General features: G+C 59.9%; 18 protein-coding genes. 11 read left to right on the top strand and 7 right to left on the bottom strand.

Translation table 11 applies throughout. From position 1 onward, the window contains the following. The first annotated feature begins 197 nt into the window (after window positions 1-197). The 4 genes from ACIOMR_RS00215 to ACIOMR_RS00200 are packed head-to-tail and all read left to right on the top strand — an operon-like array spanning window position 198 to window position 3,656. Window positions 198-980 (top strand): ABC transporter substrate-binding protein, encoded by a 783-nt coding sequence (locus ACIOMR_RS00215; protein WP_102605802.1) that lies wholly within the window; start codon window positions 198-200, stop codon window positions 978-980. After that, window positions 977-1,645, top strand: coding sequence for an ectoine/hydroxyectoine ABC transporter permease subunit EhuD (gene ehuD / locus ACIOMR_RS00210; RefSeq protein WP_003211406.1), 669 nt, complete (start codon window positions 977-979; stop codon window positions 1,643-1,645). Before ACIOMR_RS00215 ends, ehuD begins: the two co-directional genes overlap by 4 nt. After that, a complete protein-coding gene (locus ACIOMR_RS00205) occupies window positions 1,642-2,394 on the top strand; it encodes an amino acid ABC transporter ATP-binding protein (protein ID WP_087694235.1) in 753 nt (250 codons plus the stop codon). The genes ehuD and ACIOMR_RS00205 overlap by 4 nt, the downstream gene beginning before the upstream one ends. After that, complete coding sequence (locus ACIOMR_RS00200) at window positions 2,391-3,656, top strand: FAD-binding oxidoreductase (protein WP_177049715.1); 1,266 nt, start codon at window positions 2,391-2,393, stop codon at window positions 3,654-3,656. The genes ACIOMR_RS00205 and ACIOMR_RS00200 overlap by 4 nt, the downstream gene beginning before the upstream one ends. Window positions 3,657-3,718: 62 nt before the next feature. Here ACIOMR_RS00200 and ACIOMR_RS00195 read toward each other — a convergent pair whose 3' ends face one another. Then, window positions 3,719-4,405 (bottom strand): M24 family metallopeptidase, encoded by a 687-nt coding sequence (locus tag ACIOMR_RS00195; RefSeq protein ID WP_087694233.1) that lies wholly within the window; start codon window positions 4,403-4,405, stop codon window positions 3,719-3,721. A gap of 563 nt (window positions 4,406-4,968) precedes the next feature. On the opposite strand from ACIOMR_RS00195, the gene ACIOMR_RS00190 reads away from it, so the two are divergent. After that, window positions 4,969-5,316: a DUF6124 family protein gene (locus tag ACIOMR_RS00190; protein ID WP_003211399.1), complete on the top strand. Its 348-nt coding sequence runs from the start codon at window positions 4,969-4,971 to the stop codon at window positions 5,314-5,316. A gap of 115 nt (window positions 5,317-5,431) precedes the next feature. Here the strand turns inward: ACIOMR_RS00190 and glsB are convergent, their stop codons facing one another. The 5 genes from glsB to ACIOMR_RS00165 all read right to left on the bottom strand — a co-directional run bounded on the left by glsB (window position 5,432) and on the right by ACIOMR_RS00165 (window position 10,584). Further along, window positions 5,432-6,340, bottom strand: coding sequence for a glutaminase B (gene glsB, locus ACIOMR_RS00185; RefSeq protein ID WP_003211397.1), 909 nt, complete (start codon window positions 6,338-6,340; stop codon window positions 5,432-5,434). 187 nt (window positions 6,341-6,527) lie between these two features. Then, on the bottom strand, window positions 6,528-7,013 hold the full coding sequence (locus tag ACIOMR_RS00180; RefSeq protein ID WP_003211394.1) for a DUF2199 domain-containing protein: 486 nt from the start codon (window positions 7,011-7,013) through the stop codon (window positions 6,528-6,530). Between the two features lie 104 nt (window positions 7,014-7,117). Beyond that, a complete protein-coding gene (locus ACIOMR_RS00175) occupies window positions 7,118-8,344 on the bottom strand; it encodes a nucleoside permease (protein WP_087694232.1) in 1,227 nt (408 codons plus the stop codon). Between the two features lie 42 nt (window positions 8,345-8,386). Beyond that, window positions 8,387-9,439: a sugar phosphate isomerase/epimerase gene (locus ACIOMR_RS00170; RefSeq protein WP_177081540.1), complete on the bottom strand. Its 1,053-nt coding sequence runs from the start codon at window positions 9,437-9,439 to the stop codon at window positions 8,387-8,389. 14 nt (window positions 9,440-9,453) lie between these two features. Beyond that, complete coding sequence (locus ACIOMR_RS00165) at window positions 9,454-10,584, bottom strand: Gfo/Idh/MocA family protein (RefSeq protein ID WP_307522937.1); 1,131 nt, start codon at window positions 10,582-10,584, stop codon at window positions 9,454-9,456. 167 nt (window positions 10,585-10,751) lie between these two features. On the opposite strand from ACIOMR_RS00165, the gene ACIOMR_RS00160 reads away from it, so the two are divergent. Next, on the top strand, window positions 10,752-11,747 hold the full coding sequence (locus ACIOMR_RS00160) for a LacI family DNA-binding transcriptional regulator (protein WP_401191541.1): 996 nt from the start codon (window positions 10,752-10,754) through the stop codon (window positions 11,745-11,747). Here ACIOMR_RS00160 and ACIOMR_RS00155 read toward each other — a convergent pair. Next, a complete protein-coding gene (locus ACIOMR_RS00155; RefSeq protein ID WP_401191538.1) occupies window positions 11,741-12,151 on the bottom strand; it encodes a hypothetical protein in 411 nt (136 codons plus the stop codon). The two genes, ACIOMR_RS00160 and ACIOMR_RS00155, sit on opposite strands and share 7 nt — an antisense overlap. Before the next feature lie 109 nt (window positions 12,152-12,260). On the opposite strand from ACIOMR_RS00155, the gene ACIOMR_RS00150 reads away from it, so the two are divergent. From ACIOMR_RS00150 to ACIOMR_RS00130, 5 genes are all read left to right on the top strand, one after another. After that, complete coding sequence (locus tag ACIOMR_RS00150) at window positions 12,261-13,112, top strand: helix-turn-helix domain-containing protein (protein WP_003211383.1); 852 nt, start codon at window positions 12,261-12,263, stop codon at window positions 13,110-13,112. 291 nt (window positions 13,113-13,403) lie between these two features. Beyond that, window positions 13,404-14,132, top strand: coding sequence for a winged helix-turn-helix domain-containing protein (locus tag ACIOMR_RS00145; protein ID WP_003211381.1), 729 nt, complete (start codon window positions 13,404-13,406; stop codon window positions 14,130-14,132). Continuing rightward, the gene (locus ACIOMR_RS00140) at window positions 14,125-14,880 is read left to right on the top strand and encodes an EAL domain-containing protein (RefSeq protein WP_087694228.1); all 756 of its coding nucleotides are present in this window, start codon (window positions 14,125-14,127) and stop codon (window positions 14,878-14,880) included. The genes ACIOMR_RS00145 and ACIOMR_RS00140 overlap by 8 nt, the downstream gene beginning before the upstream one ends. Before the next feature lie 32 nt (window positions 14,881-14,912). Continuing rightward, on the top strand, window positions 14,913-15,602 hold the full coding sequence (locus ACIOMR_RS00135; protein WP_401191533.1) for a helix-turn-helix domain-containing protein: 690 nt from the start codon (window positions 14,913-14,915) through the stop codon (window positions 15,600-15,602). Between the two features lie 220 nt (window positions 15,603-15,822). Continuing rightward, window positions 15,823-17,217 carry an undecaprenyl-phosphate glucose phosphotransferase gene (locus ACIOMR_RS00130; RefSeq protein WP_087694227.1) on the top strand — a complete coding sequence of 465 codons (1,395 nt, stop codon included), beginning with the start codon at window positions 15,823-15,825 and terminating at the stop codon, window positions 17,215-17,217. Window positions 17,218-17,223 lie beyond the last annotated feature (6 nt).

Below are 17,223 nucleotides of genomic sequence, written 5' to 3'. Positions count from 1 at the left end.
TCGATCAAGCGTGGCGATATTTCTACACGAAATCGCGAAATTCGACCACTAAAAATCGCATACCGATACGAATGGTTCATTTTGTTAAATTTCCATAGCGTAAAACGATTTTGTTTAATCGAAATGGCACAGAGCTTGCGGTTTGCTCGGTAACCGCTCGCGGTACTGACGATCCGTTTTCCTTCTGGAGTAACCCGATGAACAGTCTTTCGCCCTTGTTTCGCCGCCTCGCCTTCGGTCTTTGCGCCACCTTTTGCGTGGCCACCGTGCACGCCGCCGGTGCAGCCTCGTACAAAGTCGGTGCAACGGCCAGCGGTTCGCCGTTCACTTTCCTCGACATCAAGAGCAACAGCATCCAGGGCGTGATGGTCGACGTCGCCAATGCCGTAGGCAAGGCCGGTGGTTTCACCAGCGAAATCGAGCAGACCAACTTTGCCGCGCTGATCCCGTCCCTCACCTCGGGCAAGCTCGACTTCATCGCCGCCGGCATGCTCAAGACCCCGGAGCGTGCCCAGGTGGTGGACTTCAGCGCGCCGGTGTACGCCTACGGTGAAGGCCTGATCGTGAGTGCCGACGACAACGCGACCTATACCGACCTCAGTTCCTTGAAGGACCAGGTAGTGGGTGTACAAGCCGGCACGATCTTCTACGACATGCTCAACAAGCTGGGGATCTTCAAGGAAATCCGCACCTACGACTCCATCGGCGAAATGGTCCGCGACCTGAGCCTGGGCCGCATCAAGGCCGCCGTGGGTGACCAGCCGGTGGTGGCGTACCAGATCCGCCAGAAGCTGTTCAAGGGCGTGAAGCTCGCCGCCGACTACAAGCCGGTCAACGTCGGCGAGGTGTGCCTGGTGGTGCGCAAAGGCGACAGCGAAACCCTCGAACGCCTGAACCAGGCCATCGCCAGCATCAAGGCCGACGGCACCCTGGACGCGATCCTGAAGAAGTGGGGGCTTGATGCCCAGGTGCAGCCATGAACCCGGCTGAATTCCTGCAAAATGCCCGGGACTTCCTGCCGATCCTGCTGCAAGGCGCCTGGGTGACGATCCAGATCACCGTGCTGTCGTTCCTGCTCAGCAGCGCGATCGGCCTGGTGCTGGCGCTGCTCAAACTGTCGCCGATCAAGGCGCTGTCGTGGGCGGCGAGCACCGTGATCAATGTGATTCGCGGCCTGCCGATCATCGTGCAGCTGTTCTACATCTACTTCGTGTTGCCGGACATGGGCGTGCACCTCAGTGCATTCCAGGCGGGTGTGATCGGCATGGGCATCGCCTACTCGGCGTACCAGGCGGAGAACTTCCGTACCGGCATCATCGCCGTCGAACAGGGCCAGCGTGAAGCCGCCGAAGCCCTAGGCATGCGCTCGGTGCTGATGATGCGCCGGGTGATCCTGCCCCAGGCGTTTCGCATCGCCTTGCCGCCCTACGGCAACACCCTGGTGATGATGCTCAAGGACTCATCGCTGGTGTCGACCATCACCGTGGCCGAGATGACGCGCCAGGGCCAACTGATCGCCTCGTCCACCTTCCAGAACATGACCGTCTACACCCTGGTCGCCCTGCTCTACCTGCTGATGAGCCTGCCGCTGGTGTATGGCCTGCGCCGCATGGAACAGCACCTGGGCCGGAGGAAAAAAGCATGATCGAGATTCGCCAACTGCAAAAACACTACGGCACCCATCGCGTGCTGCACGGCGTCGACCTGGACGTGGCCAAGGGCGAAGTGGTGTGCCTGATCGGCCCGTCCGGCTCGGGCAAATCCACCCTGCTGCGCTGCATCAACGCCCTGGAAGCCTACGACGGCGGCACCATCAACGTGTTCGGCGAAACCGTGCAACGTGGCAGCAAGACCGTACACGCCCTGCGCAGCCGCATGGGCATGGTGTTCCAGCGCTTCAACCTGTTCCCCCATCGCACCGTGCTGGAAAACGTGATGGAAGGCCCGGTGTACGTCAAGGGAGAACCGCTGCAACAGGCCCGGGAAGAAGCCTTGGCGCTGCTGGATAAAGTCGGCCTGTCGGCCAAGGCCGATGCCTACCCGGAACAACTCTCCGGCGGCCAGCAACAGCGGGTGGCCATCGCCCGCGCACTGGCGATGAAACCCGACGCCATGCTGTTCGACGAACCCACTTCGGCCCTCGACCCGGAACTGGTGGGCGATGTGCTGGAGGTGATGCGCACCCTCGCCGACGAAGGCATGACCATGATCGTGGTGACCCACGAAATGGGCTTTGCCCGGGAAGTGGCCGACCGCGTGTGCTTCCTGCACGGCGGCTACATCGTGGAGAGCGGGCCGGCCGAGCAGGTGCTGGGCAACCCGCAACAACCGCGCACCCAGGACTTCCTGCGCCGCGTGCTGCACCCGACGGCCAACACCCGGAGCCTGCCATGAAGTCACTCTGGGCCGCGACGGCGCCCGCTGCACCGCAAACACCCGCGTTGGCTGAGTCATTGAAGGTGGACGTGGCCATCGTCGGCGCCGGGTATACCGGTTTGTCCACGGCGCTGCACCTGGCGGAGCGCGGCGTCAGCGTGTGCGTGCTGGAGGCCAACGAACCTGGCTGGGGCGCGTCGGGGCGCAATGGTGGGCAGGTCAACCCGACACTCAAATACGACCCGGATCAACTGGTGCAGATGTACGGTGCCGAGCGCGCCGAGCCACTGATCAACACCGTGTCCAACTCTGCCGACCTGGTGTTCAACCTGATCGAGCGCCATGGCATCGACTGTGCGCCCACACGCAAGGGCTGGATGCAGGTTTCCTATTCCGAAAAAGGCGTGGCGGGCCTGCACGCCCGGGCCGAACAGTGGGCACGTCGCGGGGTGCCGGTGCAGCGCCTGGATGCCGGCGCGGTGTCCGCCCGCATGGGCAGCCAGGCGTTTGCCGGTGGCTGGCTGGACGGTCGCGCGGGCGCCATCCAACCCTTGGCCTATGCTCGGGGCCTGGTGCGTGCAGCCCAGGCGGCGGGCGTGCGCATTCATGGGCAGAGCGCAGTGACCGCGATGCAACAGGCGGGCGCGGGCTGGAAGTTGCAGACCGCGAGCGGCGCGCAGGTGTCGGCCGGCCAGGTGGTACTGGCCACCAACGGCTACAGCGGCGACTTGTGGCCAGGCATGGCCCAGAGTGTGCTGGCGGCCAACAGTTTTATCGTCGCCACCCGGCCCTTGAGCGGGCCTGGGGCCGAGAGCATTTTGCCGGGGCAGGAAACCGTCTCAACCGCACAGCGCCTGTTGCTTTACTTTCGCAAGGATGCCCATGGCCGCCTGCTGATGGGCGGGCGCGGGTTGTTCGAAGATCCCACCGGGCCCGCGGATTTTGCGCACCTGGAGCGCTCGCTGGCACTGTTGTTTCCCCAGCTGGGCAAGCTGGACTTCGAGTACCGCTGGGCGGGCCGGATCGCGATCACCCGGGACTTTATGCCCCACGTCCACGAGCCCGCACCCGGCCTGACCCTGGCATTGGGCTGTAACGGACGCGGGATCGCCTTGTGCACCAGCCTCGGCCAGCAATTGGCCGGACGCCTGTGTGACAGCCGCTCCGACTTCGCTTACCCGGTAACGCCTTTGCAGCGGTTGCCACTGCATGGCTTGCAACGCTTCTACATCGGCGCGGGCGTGGCGTGGTACAGCCTGCTGGATCGCCTCTCCCTGTAGGAGCGAGCTTGCTCGCGAAAAAACCGAAGGCGCCGCGTGTCCTCAGGAGACCGGCGCCTTCGTCAAAGCTCGCAGACCTTTCCCTCATCACTGAAGAAATAGATATTTTCATGCTTGTAGCCCCAGCGACCGCCTCGCTCGCGAGCATGCGGCTCGAAGGTAAAGCACGTCACCTCCTCCAGGCGCCGATGATTGCCCGCCTCGATGTAGAGCCTTTGGTCACGCTGCTCGCAGATGCTGTGGCCGACGTTGCCGGCGAAATCGAGGTTCTCGAAACCCTCGGATGCGATCAGGTCATTGGCGAACGCGTGGAGATCGTTGAACGTGGTTTCAGGCCGGGCGAATGTGCGCATCATCGCGTGTAGCAGGTGCTCGACTTCATAACCCCTGCTGAACTCGGCCCCCACCGGCACCGCCCGGCACACGCCCTCCTCCACATAGAAAGAGCGGGCACAGTCGCCCCACACATTGCCTGCTCTCGGGCTCAAATCCACCGTGATCAGATTGTGTAAACCAACGGCTTCATCACTGGGCCGATAGTCGCGTCCCGACACCGAAAGCGCACTGCGCGAACCCAGCAATACGAAGGCCGGGCAGTCGTAATACCAGGTCTGCGGATAGCCGGAATCCGCGAGCATCTGCGTCGCCATTTCGGCGATGGAGGCTTCGGTGGACTGTGGCGTGATCCGCGTAACGAGCTGCTGCAGCACCGACTTGGCGGCGGCCTGGACCACGCGATTAGGCAACATGGATTGTCTCTGACTGATGAGGGATTGCGTCGATGGTAGCAGCACTCTCCTCGACAGGGAGACGCACTCGGATTTTAAGCTCGTTCCCACGCTCCGCGTGGGAATGCCTACGGTGACGCTCCGCGTCACAAAGGCAGACGCAGAGCGTCCAGGGCTGCGCTCCCACGCAGAGCGTGGGAGCGATCAATAGCCGGAGCACCGACTTGGCGGTGGCCTGGACCACACGATTGTGCAACATGGACCGTCTCTGACTGAGGGAGACATGCTCGGATTTTTCCGACAACTGTTTCAGGTTGTCGGTCGGACCCGGGCTGACTAACCTCCCGCAGTCGCTGCCAATTCAGCGACCGGATTTGACCGTCCGACCAATCGACGACTGCAACGCCCACACCTATTCCAGGCGTTTTTTTTATGCCTGAGGTATCGTGTCGCGGCGGCTGTGCGCGGGATACCTTCGGGTATGCCGGGTTCGTTGATAACCGGTCGGTCAACCCGCGTACAGCTGCCATCCTCCTCGTTTGACCGCGAACGGTGGTGGCTCCACTTATCGACGGAGCTTCACCATGATTAAAGACAGCCCCAATCCCCCACCGCACACCGACCGGCTTCAAGAAGCCGCTTACCGCGCCATTCACCACTATCTGAAACCTGACGCCCAACCCCAACCGCCTGAACCCACCGAGCTACCGTTCGATGGATTATTTACCGTGCGTACGGACCTGGACACGGAAACCTTGCTGGCCAATGCCTCGCAAGACCTGGCGTCGATCAATGTCATCGCCGCTCACCTGGCCTTCGAAGTCGATGGTACCCAGCGCAACGTGGCGCTGGGCATTTGCCGGATGCTGGAAGGTGTGCAGATGCTGGTCGACAAAGCGCTGGATCGATGCGCGCAAACCAGCCCGCGCTGAGCTCGTTCCCACGCTCCGCGTGGGAATGCAGACCGTGACGCTCCGCGTCACAAAGGCAGACGCAGAGCGTCCAGGGCAGCGCTCCCACGCAGAGCGTGGGAGCGATCAAGTCTCTTCAAAAAACCGACCATCCGATCCGCTCGCTCAACAACTCCAACGCCTTCATCCCCGCCAGCGAATTGCCTGCCGCATTCAACTCCGGCGACCACACGCACACCGTAAACTGCCCCGGCACCACCGCGAGAATCCCGCCGCCTACCCCGCTCTTGCCCGGCAACCCGACGCGATACGCAAAATTCCCCGCCTCGTCATACAGCCCGCTGGTGGCCATGATCGAGTTCACTTGCTTGGTCTGGCGCGCCGTCAGAATCTGCTCGCCGCTGTGGGTGCACACCCCCTCATTCGCCAGGAAGCAAAATGCCTTGGCCAGGTCCAGGCAGCTCATCTGCAACGCGCAGTAGTTGAAGTAGCTGTGCAGCACTGCATCCACGTCATTGTGGAAGTTGCCGAAGGACTTCATCAGGTACGCCATGGCCGCATTGCGCGCACCGTGCTGGGCTTCGGATTCGGCCACCACGCTGTTGACCAGGATCTGCGGGTTGCCCGACAGCCGCCGCACAAAATCACGCATGGACAAAATCGGCACGGCAAAGCGCGATTGGTTGATGTCGCAGATCACCAGCGCACCGGCGTTGATAAACGGGTTGCGTGGCCGCCCACGCTCGAACTCCAGCTGCACCATGGAGTTGAACGGCTGCCCCGACGGCTCATGACCCAGGCGTTCCCAGATGCTTTCGCCGCCATGGTCGATGGCCTGCACCAGGCTGAACACCTTGGAGATGCTCTGTACGGAGAACAACGTGTGAGCATCGCCCGCGCAATAGGACGAGCCGTCATTGCCATACACGGCAATGCCCAGTTGCTGGGCCGGCACGTCGGCGAGCGCGGGGATGTAGTCGGCGACCTTGCCGAGGCCGATCAGTGGACGGACTTCGTCGAGGATCGACTCCAACAGGGCCTGCATGTTGTGTTCTGGCATGGTTTGGAAAATAGTGATTGGCGGGCGCGGAGGATACCTGAAACCCAGGGGTTAGAAACGCGCAGGCGCGCACAACGAGGTCTTCGTTTATTCAGACTTTAACTGTTGGTCGATCCATGAAGAGTCGGGCATTCGGTCGCAGCGTTTCTTATGGTCTCTACTGGCAGTGGCGTCAACGTGTCCACACCACATATTCGTGTGCACGATGCGCCGTAATGCCTCGGCATTGCTCAAACGACAGCGGATGGTTACTCGCGATCAGCGTCACCTTTGGCCGGTTAGCCGGGTCAGTCAGGTTCAGCATGGCGGGGAGCCCACATGTTGCAGGCAGACCCGGGATGTCATTGGCAATCGTCACCGAAAACGGTGGTTCGCTTGATTGCTGCGGGTCATCCCAGAGTTCGTAAACCCGCTCAAAATCCAACTGCTCGATCCTGACCCAAATACCGATGTGAAAAACCTCCTCGCGACCCAGCACCGGCAATGGCAGCAACGCACGAATGAAAAATTGCTTACCGCCGATGATGGCCAGGTCATTGTTCTCCTGGACCCCACTCTCTCTGTCGTCTTGCGATAGCGCCATAACGGCATCAGGACGTCGAAACGCCAGCTCCATCTCGTCAATCCGGTGTTCTTCTTCGCACTGGTTGCACAGCAATTAGCGTCTCCTTCAAACGTTCTGGCCGCACAGTCGACTCGCTGCGCCGGGCCATTCTAGCGCGATACCAACGCTGCGCAACGCCGCTTTGCGGGCGCCATGCGTCAATCAGCCGGCTCTGCTGCCACCCGCTCCCGCCCCTTGAACGCCAGCGAAAAACAAAAAAAGATCACCAGCGCAAACCCCGCCGGAAACAACCAGATGCTGCGCCAGTCATGGCTGCCACCCGCCGCCACATAGTGGTCGGTCACCTGCCCTGCCACCCAGAACCCAATCAACATGCCCACACCGTACGTGGCCAGGGTAATCAGCCCCTGCGCCGAACTCCTGAAGCGCTCCGGCGCTTTCGCGTCGGTGTAGATCTGCCCCGAGACAAAGAAGAAGTCATAGCAGATGCCATGCAGCGCAATCCCGGTAAACAGCATGAAGGCCAGCTCGCCATTATTGCCGTAGGCGAACAGTGCATAGCGCAGCGCCCACGCCAGCATGCCCACCAACAGCGCGACCTTGATGCCAAAACGCTGGATGAACAGCGGCAATAGCAGCATGAACAGCACCTCGGACACTTGCCCAATGGCCATTTTTGCCGTGGGGTTGGTCACGCCGATTTCTGCGAGAAACGGGTTGGCGTTCTGGTAGTAGAACGCCAGGGGAATGCAGATCAGGATCGAGGCGATGAAGAACACCAGGTAGCTGCGATCCTTGAGCAACCCCAGCGCATCCAGCCCGAGCAGTTGCTTGATATCACCCTTGCCCGCCTCGGCTTTCAAGGGCGCGGTACGCGGCAAGGTGAAGCTGTAGAAACCCAGCACCACTGACGCGATGGCAGACATCAGGAAGGTGTTGCGCAACGCGCCTGTGGTGATCGACTGCTGCGAATCCCAGGCGAACACAAAGCTGATCACCAGCCCCGCAACAATCCAGCCCAGGGTGCCCCACACACGGATGCGCGAAAACTCCTGGGCCGGGTCGCTCATTTGCCGGAAGGCCACCGAGTTCACCAGTGCCAGGGTCGGCATGTAGATGACCATGTATGCCAGCACGTAGGGATAAAAGCCGACGAAGTCCGGCGCGCGGTACAGCTGGTACAGCAGCACCGCGCCGATCAGGTGCAGCACCGCCAGGATGCGCTCGGCGTTGAAGTAGCGGTCGGCGATCAGGCCGATGATAAACGGGGCGATGATCGCCCCCCACGACTGGGTGGAAAACGCCATGCCGATCTGCCCGCCGCTGGCCCCCAGGTTGCTGGCGAGGAAGGTGCCGAGGGTGACGAACCAGCCGCCCCAGATGAAGAATTGCAGGAACATCATGACGCTCAGTCGCGCTTTCATTGTGGTCACCGTTTTATTGTTATTTTGAGTCAGAAGCGCTGTTCAGGCGTCGGGCAGGCCCAGCAGCCGTCGGTTGGATTGCTCGTCGGATGTCACGCCGGCGAAGTCATCGAATGCCTTGCTGGTCTTGCGGATCATGTGCTGGCGGATGTACTCCGCCCCTTCTGCCGCGCCTTGTTGCGCGTCCTTCAGGCAACACTCCCACTCCAGCACGGCCCAGCCGTGGAAGTCGTACTGGGTGAGCTTGCTGAAGATCGATTTGAAGTCGATCTGGCCATCGCCCAATGAGCGAAAACGGCCAGGGCGGTCGACCCATCCTTGGTAGCCGCCATACACGCCGGAGCGCGCGTCGGGGCGAAACTCGGCGTCCTTGACGTGGAACATGCGGATGCGCGCGTGGTAGCGGTCGATGAAGCCCAGGTAATCCATTTGCTGCAGCAGCAGGTGGCTGGGGTCGTAGAGAATGTTGGCCCGGGGATGGTGGTCGACGGCTTCGAGGAAGCGCTCGAAAGAGGCGCCGTCGTGAAGGTCTTCGCCGGGGTGGATTTCGTAGCACAGGTCGACGCCGGCCGCCTCGAAGCAATCGAGAATCGGCAGCCAGCGCTTGGCCAACTCGGCAAAGCCTTGCTCCACCAGGCCGCTGGGGCGTTGTGGCCAGGGGTAGATGTACGGCCAGAGCAGCGCGCCGGAGAAGGTCGCGTGGGCCGTCAAGCCAAGGCGCTGGCTGGCGCGGGCGGCGAGTTTCAATTGGTCGATGGCCCACTCGGTCCGTGCCTGGGGCTGGCCGCGCAGATGGGCCGGGGCGAAGTCGTCGAACAGCGTGTCGAATGCCGGGTGCACGGCCACAAGTTGGCCCTGCAGGTGGGTCGATAGCTCGCTGATTTCGACGCCGGCATGGGCGCAGGTCGCCTTGAGTTCATCGCAGTAGGCCTGGCTTTCTGCAGCGCGGGCCAGGTCAATGTAGCGGGTGCCGAGTGTGGGCAACTGGATCGCCTTGTAGCCCTGGGACGCCGCCCATTGGGCGATGTTGGCCAGGGTGTCGAAAGGCGCTTCGTCCGAGATGAACTGGGCGAGAAAAATGCCTGGGCCGCGCATGTCTGTAGTCTCCTTCATGGGTGGTTCGCCAAGGTGGTCCACTTCGCCTCGCCGCGATGGTTGGCGATCACGGCTTCGATAAAGGCCATGCCGCGCACGCCGACTTCGATGCCGGGTACGCCAACGGCCTCGGTGCCTTGGCGAATGGCCTTGGCGAAGTCGCGGTAGAGGTTGGCCATGGCTTCCAGGTAACCCTCGGGATGCCCGGCGGGCAGGCGCATGCGCTGCAATGCCGCGTCGCACAGCCAGGGCTGGCCGACGCCGGAACGCAGGATGCGCAGCGGTTGGTCGAGGGAACGATGGATCAGGCTGGCGGGTTCTTCCTGGCGCCATTCCAGGCCGCCCTTGTCGCCATAGAGGCGGATCTTCAGCGGGTTCTCTTCACCGGCACACACTTGGCTGGCGATCAGCACGCCGCTGGCGCCGGAGGCCATCTTGAACAGCATGGCGGCATCGTCATCCAGTTGCCGGCCGGGTACATGGATGCCCAGGCTCGCGCAAAGCTGTTCGATCGGTTGGTCGGCGATGAACTCGGCCAGGGAAAAAGCGTGGGTGCCGATGTCGCCGATGCAGCCGCCCAGTCCCGACAGCTCGGGCCGGCTGCGCCAGTCCGCCTGTTTGTTGCCCTGCCCGGCCACGTCCTGGCTGAGCCAGCCTTGTGGGTACTCGACGATCACTTTGCGCAACGCGCCGATCACGCCATTGCGCACCATGTCGCGGGCCTGCCACACCATCGGGTAACCCAGGTAGGTGTGTGCCAGCCCATAAAGCCCGGAACTGTTTTTGACAACGTCTGCCAGCGCCTGCACTTCAGCAAGATTGAGCGCGGCCGGCTTCTCGCTGAACACGTGGAAGCCCGCCTGCAGCGCCTGGGTCGCAATCGGTGCATGCAGATGATTGGGGGTGACGATCACCAGCAGCTGCATGCGCTGCTCGGCCGGGAGCGCCTGTTCGCCGGCGAGCATCTGCTGCCATTCGCTGTAACAGCGGGACGCGGGCAGGCCCAGCGCATTGCCGGTGCTCCGGTTGTTCTCGGGCTCACGGCTGAAGGCACCGCACACCAGTTCATAACACCCATCCAGCCCCGCCGCCTGGCGGTGAGCCTGGCCGATGAAGGCGCCTTCGCCGCCGCCAACAAAGCCCATTCTTATTTTTTGCACAGCAACCGTCATCGCAAGTCTTCTCTTTATGGGCAATTACCGATCACGATGTAACCGGTTACATCGTGCCGGAAATTTAGGCCTGGTTGCTCGCGGTGTCAAACCCCGACTGCGGTAAACTTGCAGGCTGCTGTTCTGATAACGAGGTGGTCTTGTCCAATATTCGTGAAGTCGCCCGCCTGGCCGGGGTCTCGGTGGCCACCGTGTCCAGGACCCTGGCCAGCCCTGAACGCGTGTTGCCCGAGACCCGCGACAAGGTCAACGCCGCCGTGGAACAGACCGGCTACCGGCCGAACCGCATGGCGGTGCAATTCCGTTCGCGGCGCACCGGCAACCTGGTGATCCTGGTGCCGGCGATTGCCAACACGTTTTTCGCCCGGGTCATCAGCGGTGCGCAGCAAGCGGCGCAGGCATCGGGTTATCGGTTGCTGTTGTGCGACACCCGGGGCCAGGCAGAAATCGAAAAACAGTTCGCCGAACTGGTCCACGCCCATCAGGCCGACGGTGTGATTCAGTTGCGGGCCTCGGACCCATTCAGCGACTGCAGCGACTCACCGCCACTGGTGAACGCCTGCGAGGTGATCCAGGACGGTCGCCACCCCACCATCAGCCTCGACAACCGTGGCGCCGCCCGGGCCATGACCCAGCACTTGATCGACCTCGGCCACCGCCGCATCGGCTTGATCAAAGGCCCGAAAAGCAGCCCACTGACCCGTGACCGCGTGGCCGGTTATGAAGATGCCTTGCTCGCGGCGGGCATCCCCCGCGACCCGGCGCTTATCTGCCACGGCGACTTCACCCTGCACGCCGGTTTCGAGGGCGCAGGCAACATGCTCGCCCTGCCCGAGCGGCCCACTGCGCTGTTCTGCGAGAACGACGAAATGGCCATCGGCGCCTTGAAGCGCATCAAGCAACAGGGCCTGCGCGTGCCCCAGGATATTTCCCTGGTGGGCTTTGATGACATCCCCTTCGCGGCCTACTGCGACCCGCCGCTGACCACCATTGCCCAGCCTGCCGAAATCTTCGGCCGCAAGGCCGTCGAGATGCTCATCGCACTGATCGAGAAAACGCCGCTGTCGGAGCGTCAGGTTATAGTGCCGTTCGAACTCACAATACGCGGCAGCACGGCAGCGCCCCACACTCAATAGTGCGCCACATCCGACACCTGGGTATCCAGCACGTCCCGCGCCAATGCCCAGGCCTGATCCGTGGATTCCACCACCAGCAACGGGTAGCCCCACGCCTTGCCGAACATCACGGCAAACGGCTTGAGCGCCAGGCGCTTGGCTGCGCTGGGCTCCACCTGGATCATGCCTTTGACGAAAGTACGCAGGGCCACCTTGTGCTTCTTCATCCAGATCGAGGCCTGTTTGCGTTCTTCGTGTGAATGCTCGTGAGTGCTTTCCTCCACGGCTTTCTCGTGCAGCAGGACGAAGGGTTCCTCGCGCTGCAACAAGGCCTCGAATGCGCCAAAGGTATCTTGCGGGGGAGTGTCGCTGGGGGCGTCAAACACGATTTTCACCACGGGGAATGTTGAACTGTCGAGTTGCATGGGAAGCTCCTTTAACGAGAATGTTTCTCATGATAGCCATGCCATCACTGGACGCCATTGCACAGAATGGCCAGAATGTTTCGCATTCCAGCCAAGACGCCGCGCCGCCATGTACAACCACCGCCTCGAAACCCGTGACCCCTTGCGCCCGGCCCTCGCCGATGCAATTCCCCGTGCGGTGGTTGCAGTGAGCGCTTCAAGCACCTCTGCGAGTTGGGAGCACGCACCGCACCAGCACCGCAAGGGCCAGTTGATGTACACATTGCGCGGGGTGATTCATTGCGTCATCGAAGAAGGTATCTGGATCGTGCCCCCCCAGTGCGCGTTGTGGATTCCGGGCGGCCTTTCCCATGCCGCGCGCGGGTCGGGGGCAGCGGATATCTACTGTCTGTTGGTCGACCCCGACGCCGCCGGTGCCCTGCCCCGGCAATGCTGCACCCTGGCGGTATCGCCGTTGTTACACGAATTGATCAGCAAGGCCGTCAGCTTCCCGCCGCTGTACGACACCGAGGGCGCCCAGGGCCGGTTGGTGGCCACGCTGCTGGACGAACTGGCACTGGCACCGGTGGAGGCCCTGCACCTGCCCATGCCCCGGGACACTCGGCTGCGGCGCCTGGCCGACAGTTTGCTGGCCAACCCCAGCGACAAGGCCACCCTGGGCGAATGGGCCGTACGCATCGGCATGAGCGAACGCAGCATGACGCGCTTGTTGCTGGAGGAGATCGGCCTGAGTTTCGGCCGCTGGCGCAGGCAACTGCATGTGATCCTGTCACTGCAGCGCCTGGCGAAAGGCGAAAGTGTGCAGACGGTGGCACTGGACCTCGGCTATGAAAACGCCAGCGGCTTTATCACCATGTTCCGCAAGGCCATCGGCCAACCGCCGGCGCGCTACCTGGCCGACCGCGCGAGCATCCCCCAGCACACGACGCCCGCTATCGCCTTGCTGGATTATTATAAATAGTCACGTATAAGCATTTTTAGAGCTAAGGGACTAGAAGGCTTAAATCATTCCAGCCAAAAAAAATCAACCCGCCTAAAATACTTATCGCACACTAAAAAATTTGCACTAGCATATGAGTACTCCGGTCCACAAACCCGCTCTCAACACCCGCCTGAAATCCGCCTTACCCCCCGCAAATAAAGTGCCGAATGTTAAAATTTGTCACGTTTTGGCGTATTCAATTCGATTAACATCTAAACGCCTGCAGCGATTGAATTGACGGCCTCGCATGCCGGAAAAGGGAGCAACGTGATGCATTTTTCCAACGTCCTCGCTATTGCACGGACCCCATCGAAATCCGAGGACTTCAGCGAGCTTATAGTTCGTACTGTACCGAAAAATCTAAAAGTCGATACACGCTCCTACGGCCAACTAATCGGTCCCTATGCAAGCCATGGACATTACCGTGCCATCATCATAGAGATCGACACCCCCTCTGCCAGCACCCAAACGCTGGACATCATTAAAAAAACCAGATCGGAAAATCCTGGCAGCACCATTTTCCTGGTTGTCACCTTCGCCACTACACTAAGCAAAACCAAATATTATCTCGCAGGCGCCGATTACTGCATAAAGGTCGTCGAGAGCTCGCCCGAGAAAAAACTTGCCCTGTTTGCCGCGTTCCTCAGCGAGACATACTGGCTAAGTAATACTGATTTGCTACTCGATCAGGATCGCATGTGCATCTACGGGGGTGGCAAAAAGCTCGAAGTGTCCTTTGTCGAAATGAAAGTACTGGAAGCGCTCATTCATAATCGATTGCTCAGCCATGATGAAATCGCCGTGGTAATGGGGCTGAATCCCCGATTTTATGATTCAAGGGCCCTCGAAAAATCGATTAGCCGGTTACGTGGCAAAATAAAATCACATTACGGAAGCAATATAATTCAGAGCATTCGCGGTTACGGCTACAAACTAAGCAGAGGGCTGGCTTCGGTTAATCATATCCACCCCGTCAGGGAGCGGTCGAACCGTGAATAGCGGAACCTTATTACGTGAGGCGTCAGCCTGCTTCACCTTTTCGCGGCAAGCGATACTTGAACGAAGTTGCACGCTGTGGGGCAGTGAGATCCGCGTCCACGCCGAGCCTGCGCTCGACAGCCCGCGTGATGACGCCTGCCCGTTTTATTCCGAACAACTTAAAGACGCCTACAGCGAAGCCCTGCAACATGCCAGGCCGAGTTCATTTGCCCGCACAAGTAAACGTTTGCGCGCGGATAAAAGCCCGGGCCTCCACAAGTTTTTCCGAGTTGAGCAATCGCTGTTGATGAATGAGGACCTGCTCAAGGAAATTATCGATACTTCACACACGCTGGAAAAAAACAGACAACAACTCATTGTCAGCGTTGAAAACACACTGGACACCCTTCCGGGCCCGCTGGAACGCCGGAGCATGATCCGTCAACTGTATAGCCTGAAAGACCGGAGCAACCTGAAGCTTGCCTATAACAATTACACATTAAATACAAAAGACACCGACCTGCTGATCGACTTGAGTCTTTATGACTATATAAAAATGCCTTTTCCAGACTCGGCCCTCAGGCTCAGTCTGAACACCCGCTCGGGCCTGTTCGACCGGCTTTACGACCAGATGCTGGGGCTGATGAGCACCACCCGGGTCTCCTTCATCGCCGACAACGTCGAGCACGCCGACAGCGCACTTCTCGCCAGACGCTTGCCTTTTGACTATTTTCAGGGCCCCTACTTCTCCCCTGCTGATAGTTTATGAACCCCCGTACTTTCCTGGAATCGGTGAATGCCATGAGTTCTCTCAAGAAACACACATTTACATCGACGTACCCGTCAATCGCACTGCACGATTTCACGCCAAATGTGGCATTTTTACATTACGACGTCGACAGCGGGCCGCTGATCGAAACCGTGGAAAAAACATCGGACGCTTCGACCAGTTCCTACGCCGTTACCAAAGAGCAGAATTTCAATCTGTGGCTCAGTAACTATGTCGCCGCCAAAAGACTTTACGAAGCCAGTAATCGACTGACCCGACAACTTTACGACGCATCAAAAAAACCTAACATCACGGCTCTAAAATCAGACGTCACACACCCGAACCTGAATAACACCACCACGGAAACAGTTAACTCATCCTCTGCATTACGCGGCCCCGATGTCTGGCTACTTACCCAGCAAGATCGTGCGCTGGTGAAAGGTGGGCTACGCATTTCCTTGACCACTATTGAGTCGGCATTGATCAAGAAAATGTTGAACCATGAAGAACGTGTGGTCAGCAAGGAAGAACTTATCCGCAACATCGGACGTGAGCCCGACCTCTATCGCGGGCTTGAAATGTGTCTTAGCCGATTGCAGGACAAGTTCAAGCGCGTGAATGATGGCGAACGCCTGTTCCGCGCGGTGCGTAACCGTGGCTACTGCCTGACACAAAAAATAAAGAGCCCGCTGAGCAGTCGCGCAAACGTCACAGAACAATAATTATTTCATAAAAATTACAATTCACCCTGCCTATTAGAACGCCTTTCTATCTGCCATTTTATAACAACATGACCGCGTTATAAGTCGTCAGCCATTGCTCCCTGCCATTTATTACTATCAATACGCACGCCTACGCGTGCGCCTGCCATTTGATAGTCATTAAAACCACGCCTCGCTTTAACCTGCCAGCACGTGAGTGGATACCACAGGGAGCAGAAGTATGCTTAACAACAGAAGAATGCATCGTAACCTTACACCCAAGGGCCTGACCTTTTGGGGACAGTGGGCAATTGCCCTGAGTGTGGTCGTTGTACTTTTGTTTTCACTGGTACTTTTCAAGACCGGGCAATTGGAATCCCACTACCGGATATTGGCAGCCATTACAATACTGGCCTCTATACCGGCCTACATGTTATGTGACGTCTATAGCAAAAAAGATGACTTTTTTGTTGGGCTGGGACGATTATTCACCGGCTGGTTATTGACCCTGGGCATATTGTTCGCGGTCGGCATAGCCTGTAATGCCAGTTCGCTGTTTCCCTTCGAGATCCTGCTACTCTGGGCTGCTGTCAGCTATCCAATACTAGCCCTTTGCTACATTCCCATTCACAGTCTATCCAGGTACTACCACCGGCAACTACATGAGCGCCAGAAATCGCTGATTATTGGTACGGGAAAACTTGCAACCGACTTGGCCAATACTCTCGCCAGGCAAAAACGCTCCCCTCTGGTCGGTCTCGTAGGTCCCCGCACCACCTCCCCCCAGGCCGGCACCCAGCCTCAGATCCTCGGTGACTTGCCCGATCTTCCCGCGCTGATCCGCCAGCACGGTATCCGCCGCCTGTACATCACTCACTCTCTCCAGGAAGCGACCCACATCGAGGCGCTGTACCTCAACCTGCTGGAGATCAGCGTGGACGTGATCTGGGTGCCTGACCTCAACAACATGCTGCTGCTCAACCACAGCGTGGCCGAGGTGGATGGATTGCCCGCGATCTTCCTCAATGAAAGCCCGCTGACCAGCCGGCCGACCGCAGCACTGAGCAAGTCGCTGCTGGACAAGAGCCTGGCCCTGTTGGCGATCATCCTGCTCAGCCCGTTGCTGCTGCTGTTCGCCCTGCTGATCAAACTTACCTCTCCCGGCCCGGTAATTTTCAAGCAGGATCGTCACGGCTGGAACGGCGAGGTGATCAAGGTCTGGAAGTTCCGCTCGATGCGCGTGCATGACGACCACGAAGTGCGCCAGGCGAGCCGCAACGACTCACGCATTACCCCCGTAGGGCGCTTTATCCGCCGCACCTCCATCGACGAGCTGCCCCAGCTGTTCAACGTGCTGCAAGGGCATATGGCACTGGTCGGCCCACGCCCGCATGCCGTCGCCCACAATGACTACTACTCGGGCAAGATTCGCGCGTACATGGCGCGGCATCGCATCAAGCCCGGCATCACCGGCCTGGCGCAGGTCAATGGCTGCCGGGGTGAAACCGAGACCCTGGAGAAGATGCAGCAACGCGTCGATATCGACCTGCGCTATATCAACAACTGGTCGCTGTGGCTGGACATCAAGATCCTGTTCAAGACGCCGTTTACCCTGCTGTCCAAAGACATCTACTGACCCCGC

Origin of the sequence: Pseudomonas sp. NPDC087814 (assembly GCF_044742865.1) — a bacterium.
In the GTDB taxonomy this organism is placed as follows: domain Bacteria; phylum Pseudomonadota; class Gammaproteobacteria; order Pseudomonadales; family Pseudomonadaceae; genus Aquipseudomonas.
The sequence above is the reverse complement of the archived record's forward strand: the minus strand, read 5'-3'. Positions and strand labels throughout refer to the sequence as shown.

Excerpts from the sequence above, each read along its gene's own strand:
- ACIOMR_RS00215 (WP_102605802.1), top strand. The coding sequence starts at position 198 with ATGAACAGTCTTTCGCCCTTGTTTCGCCGCCTCGCCTTCGGTCTTTGC.
- ehuD (WP_003211406.1), top strand. The coding sequence starts at position 977 with ATGAACCCGGCTGAATTCCTGCAAAATGCCCGGGACTTCCTGCCGATC.
- ACIOMR_RS00205 (WP_087694235.1), top strand. The coding sequence starts at position 1,642 with ATGATCGAGATTCGCCAACTGCAAAAACACTACGGCACCCATCGCGTG.
- ACIOMR_RS00200 (WP_177049715.1), top strand. The coding sequence starts at position 2,391 with ATGAAGTCACTCTGGGCCGCGACGGCGCCCGCTGCACCGCAAACACCC.
- ACIOMR_RS00195 (WP_087694233.1), bottom strand. The coding sequence starts at position 4,405 with ATGTTGCCTAATCGCGTGGTCCAGGCCGCCGCCAAGTCGGTGCTGCAG.
- ACIOMR_RS00190 (WP_003211399.1), top strand. The coding sequence starts at position 4,969 with ATGATTAAAGACAGCCCCAATCCCCCACCGCACACCGACCGGCTTCAA.
- glsB (WP_003211397.1), bottom strand. The coding sequence starts at position 6,340 with ATGCAGGCCCTGTTGGAGTCGATCCTCGACGAAGTCCGTCCACTGATC.
- ACIOMR_RS00175 (WP_087694232.1), bottom strand. The coding sequence starts at position 8,344 with ATGAAAGCGCGACTGAGCGTCATGATGTTCCTGCAATTCTTCATCTGG.
- ACIOMR_RS00170 (WP_177081540.1), bottom strand. The coding sequence starts at position 9,439 with ATGCGCGGCCCAGGCATTTTTCTCGCCCAGTTCATCTCGGACGAAGCG.
- ACIOMR_RS00165 (WP_307522937.1), bottom strand. The coding sequence starts at position 10,584 with ATGGGCTTTGTTGGCGGCGGCGAAGGCGCCTTCATCGGCCAGGCTCAC.
- ACIOMR_RS00155 (WP_401191538.1), bottom strand. The coding sequence starts at position 12,151 with ATGCAACTCGACAGTTCAACATTCCCCGTGGTGAAAATCGTGTTTGAC.
- ACIOMR_RS00150 (WP_003211383.1), top strand. The coding sequence starts at position 12,261 with ATGTACAACCACCGCCTCGAAACCCGTGACCCCTTGCGCCCGGCCCTC.
- ACIOMR_RS00145 (WP_003211381.1), top strand. The coding sequence starts at position 13,404 with ATGCATTTTTCCAACGTCCTCGCTATTGCACGGACCCCATCGAAATCC.
- ACIOMR_RS00135 (WP_401191533.1), top strand. The coding sequence starts at position 14,913 with ATGAGTTCTCTCAAGAAACACACATTTACATCGACGTACCCGTCAATC.
- ACIOMR_RS00130 (WP_087694227.1), top strand. The coding sequence starts at position 15,823 with ATGCTTAACAACAGAAGAATGCATCGTAACCTTACACCCAAGGGCCTG.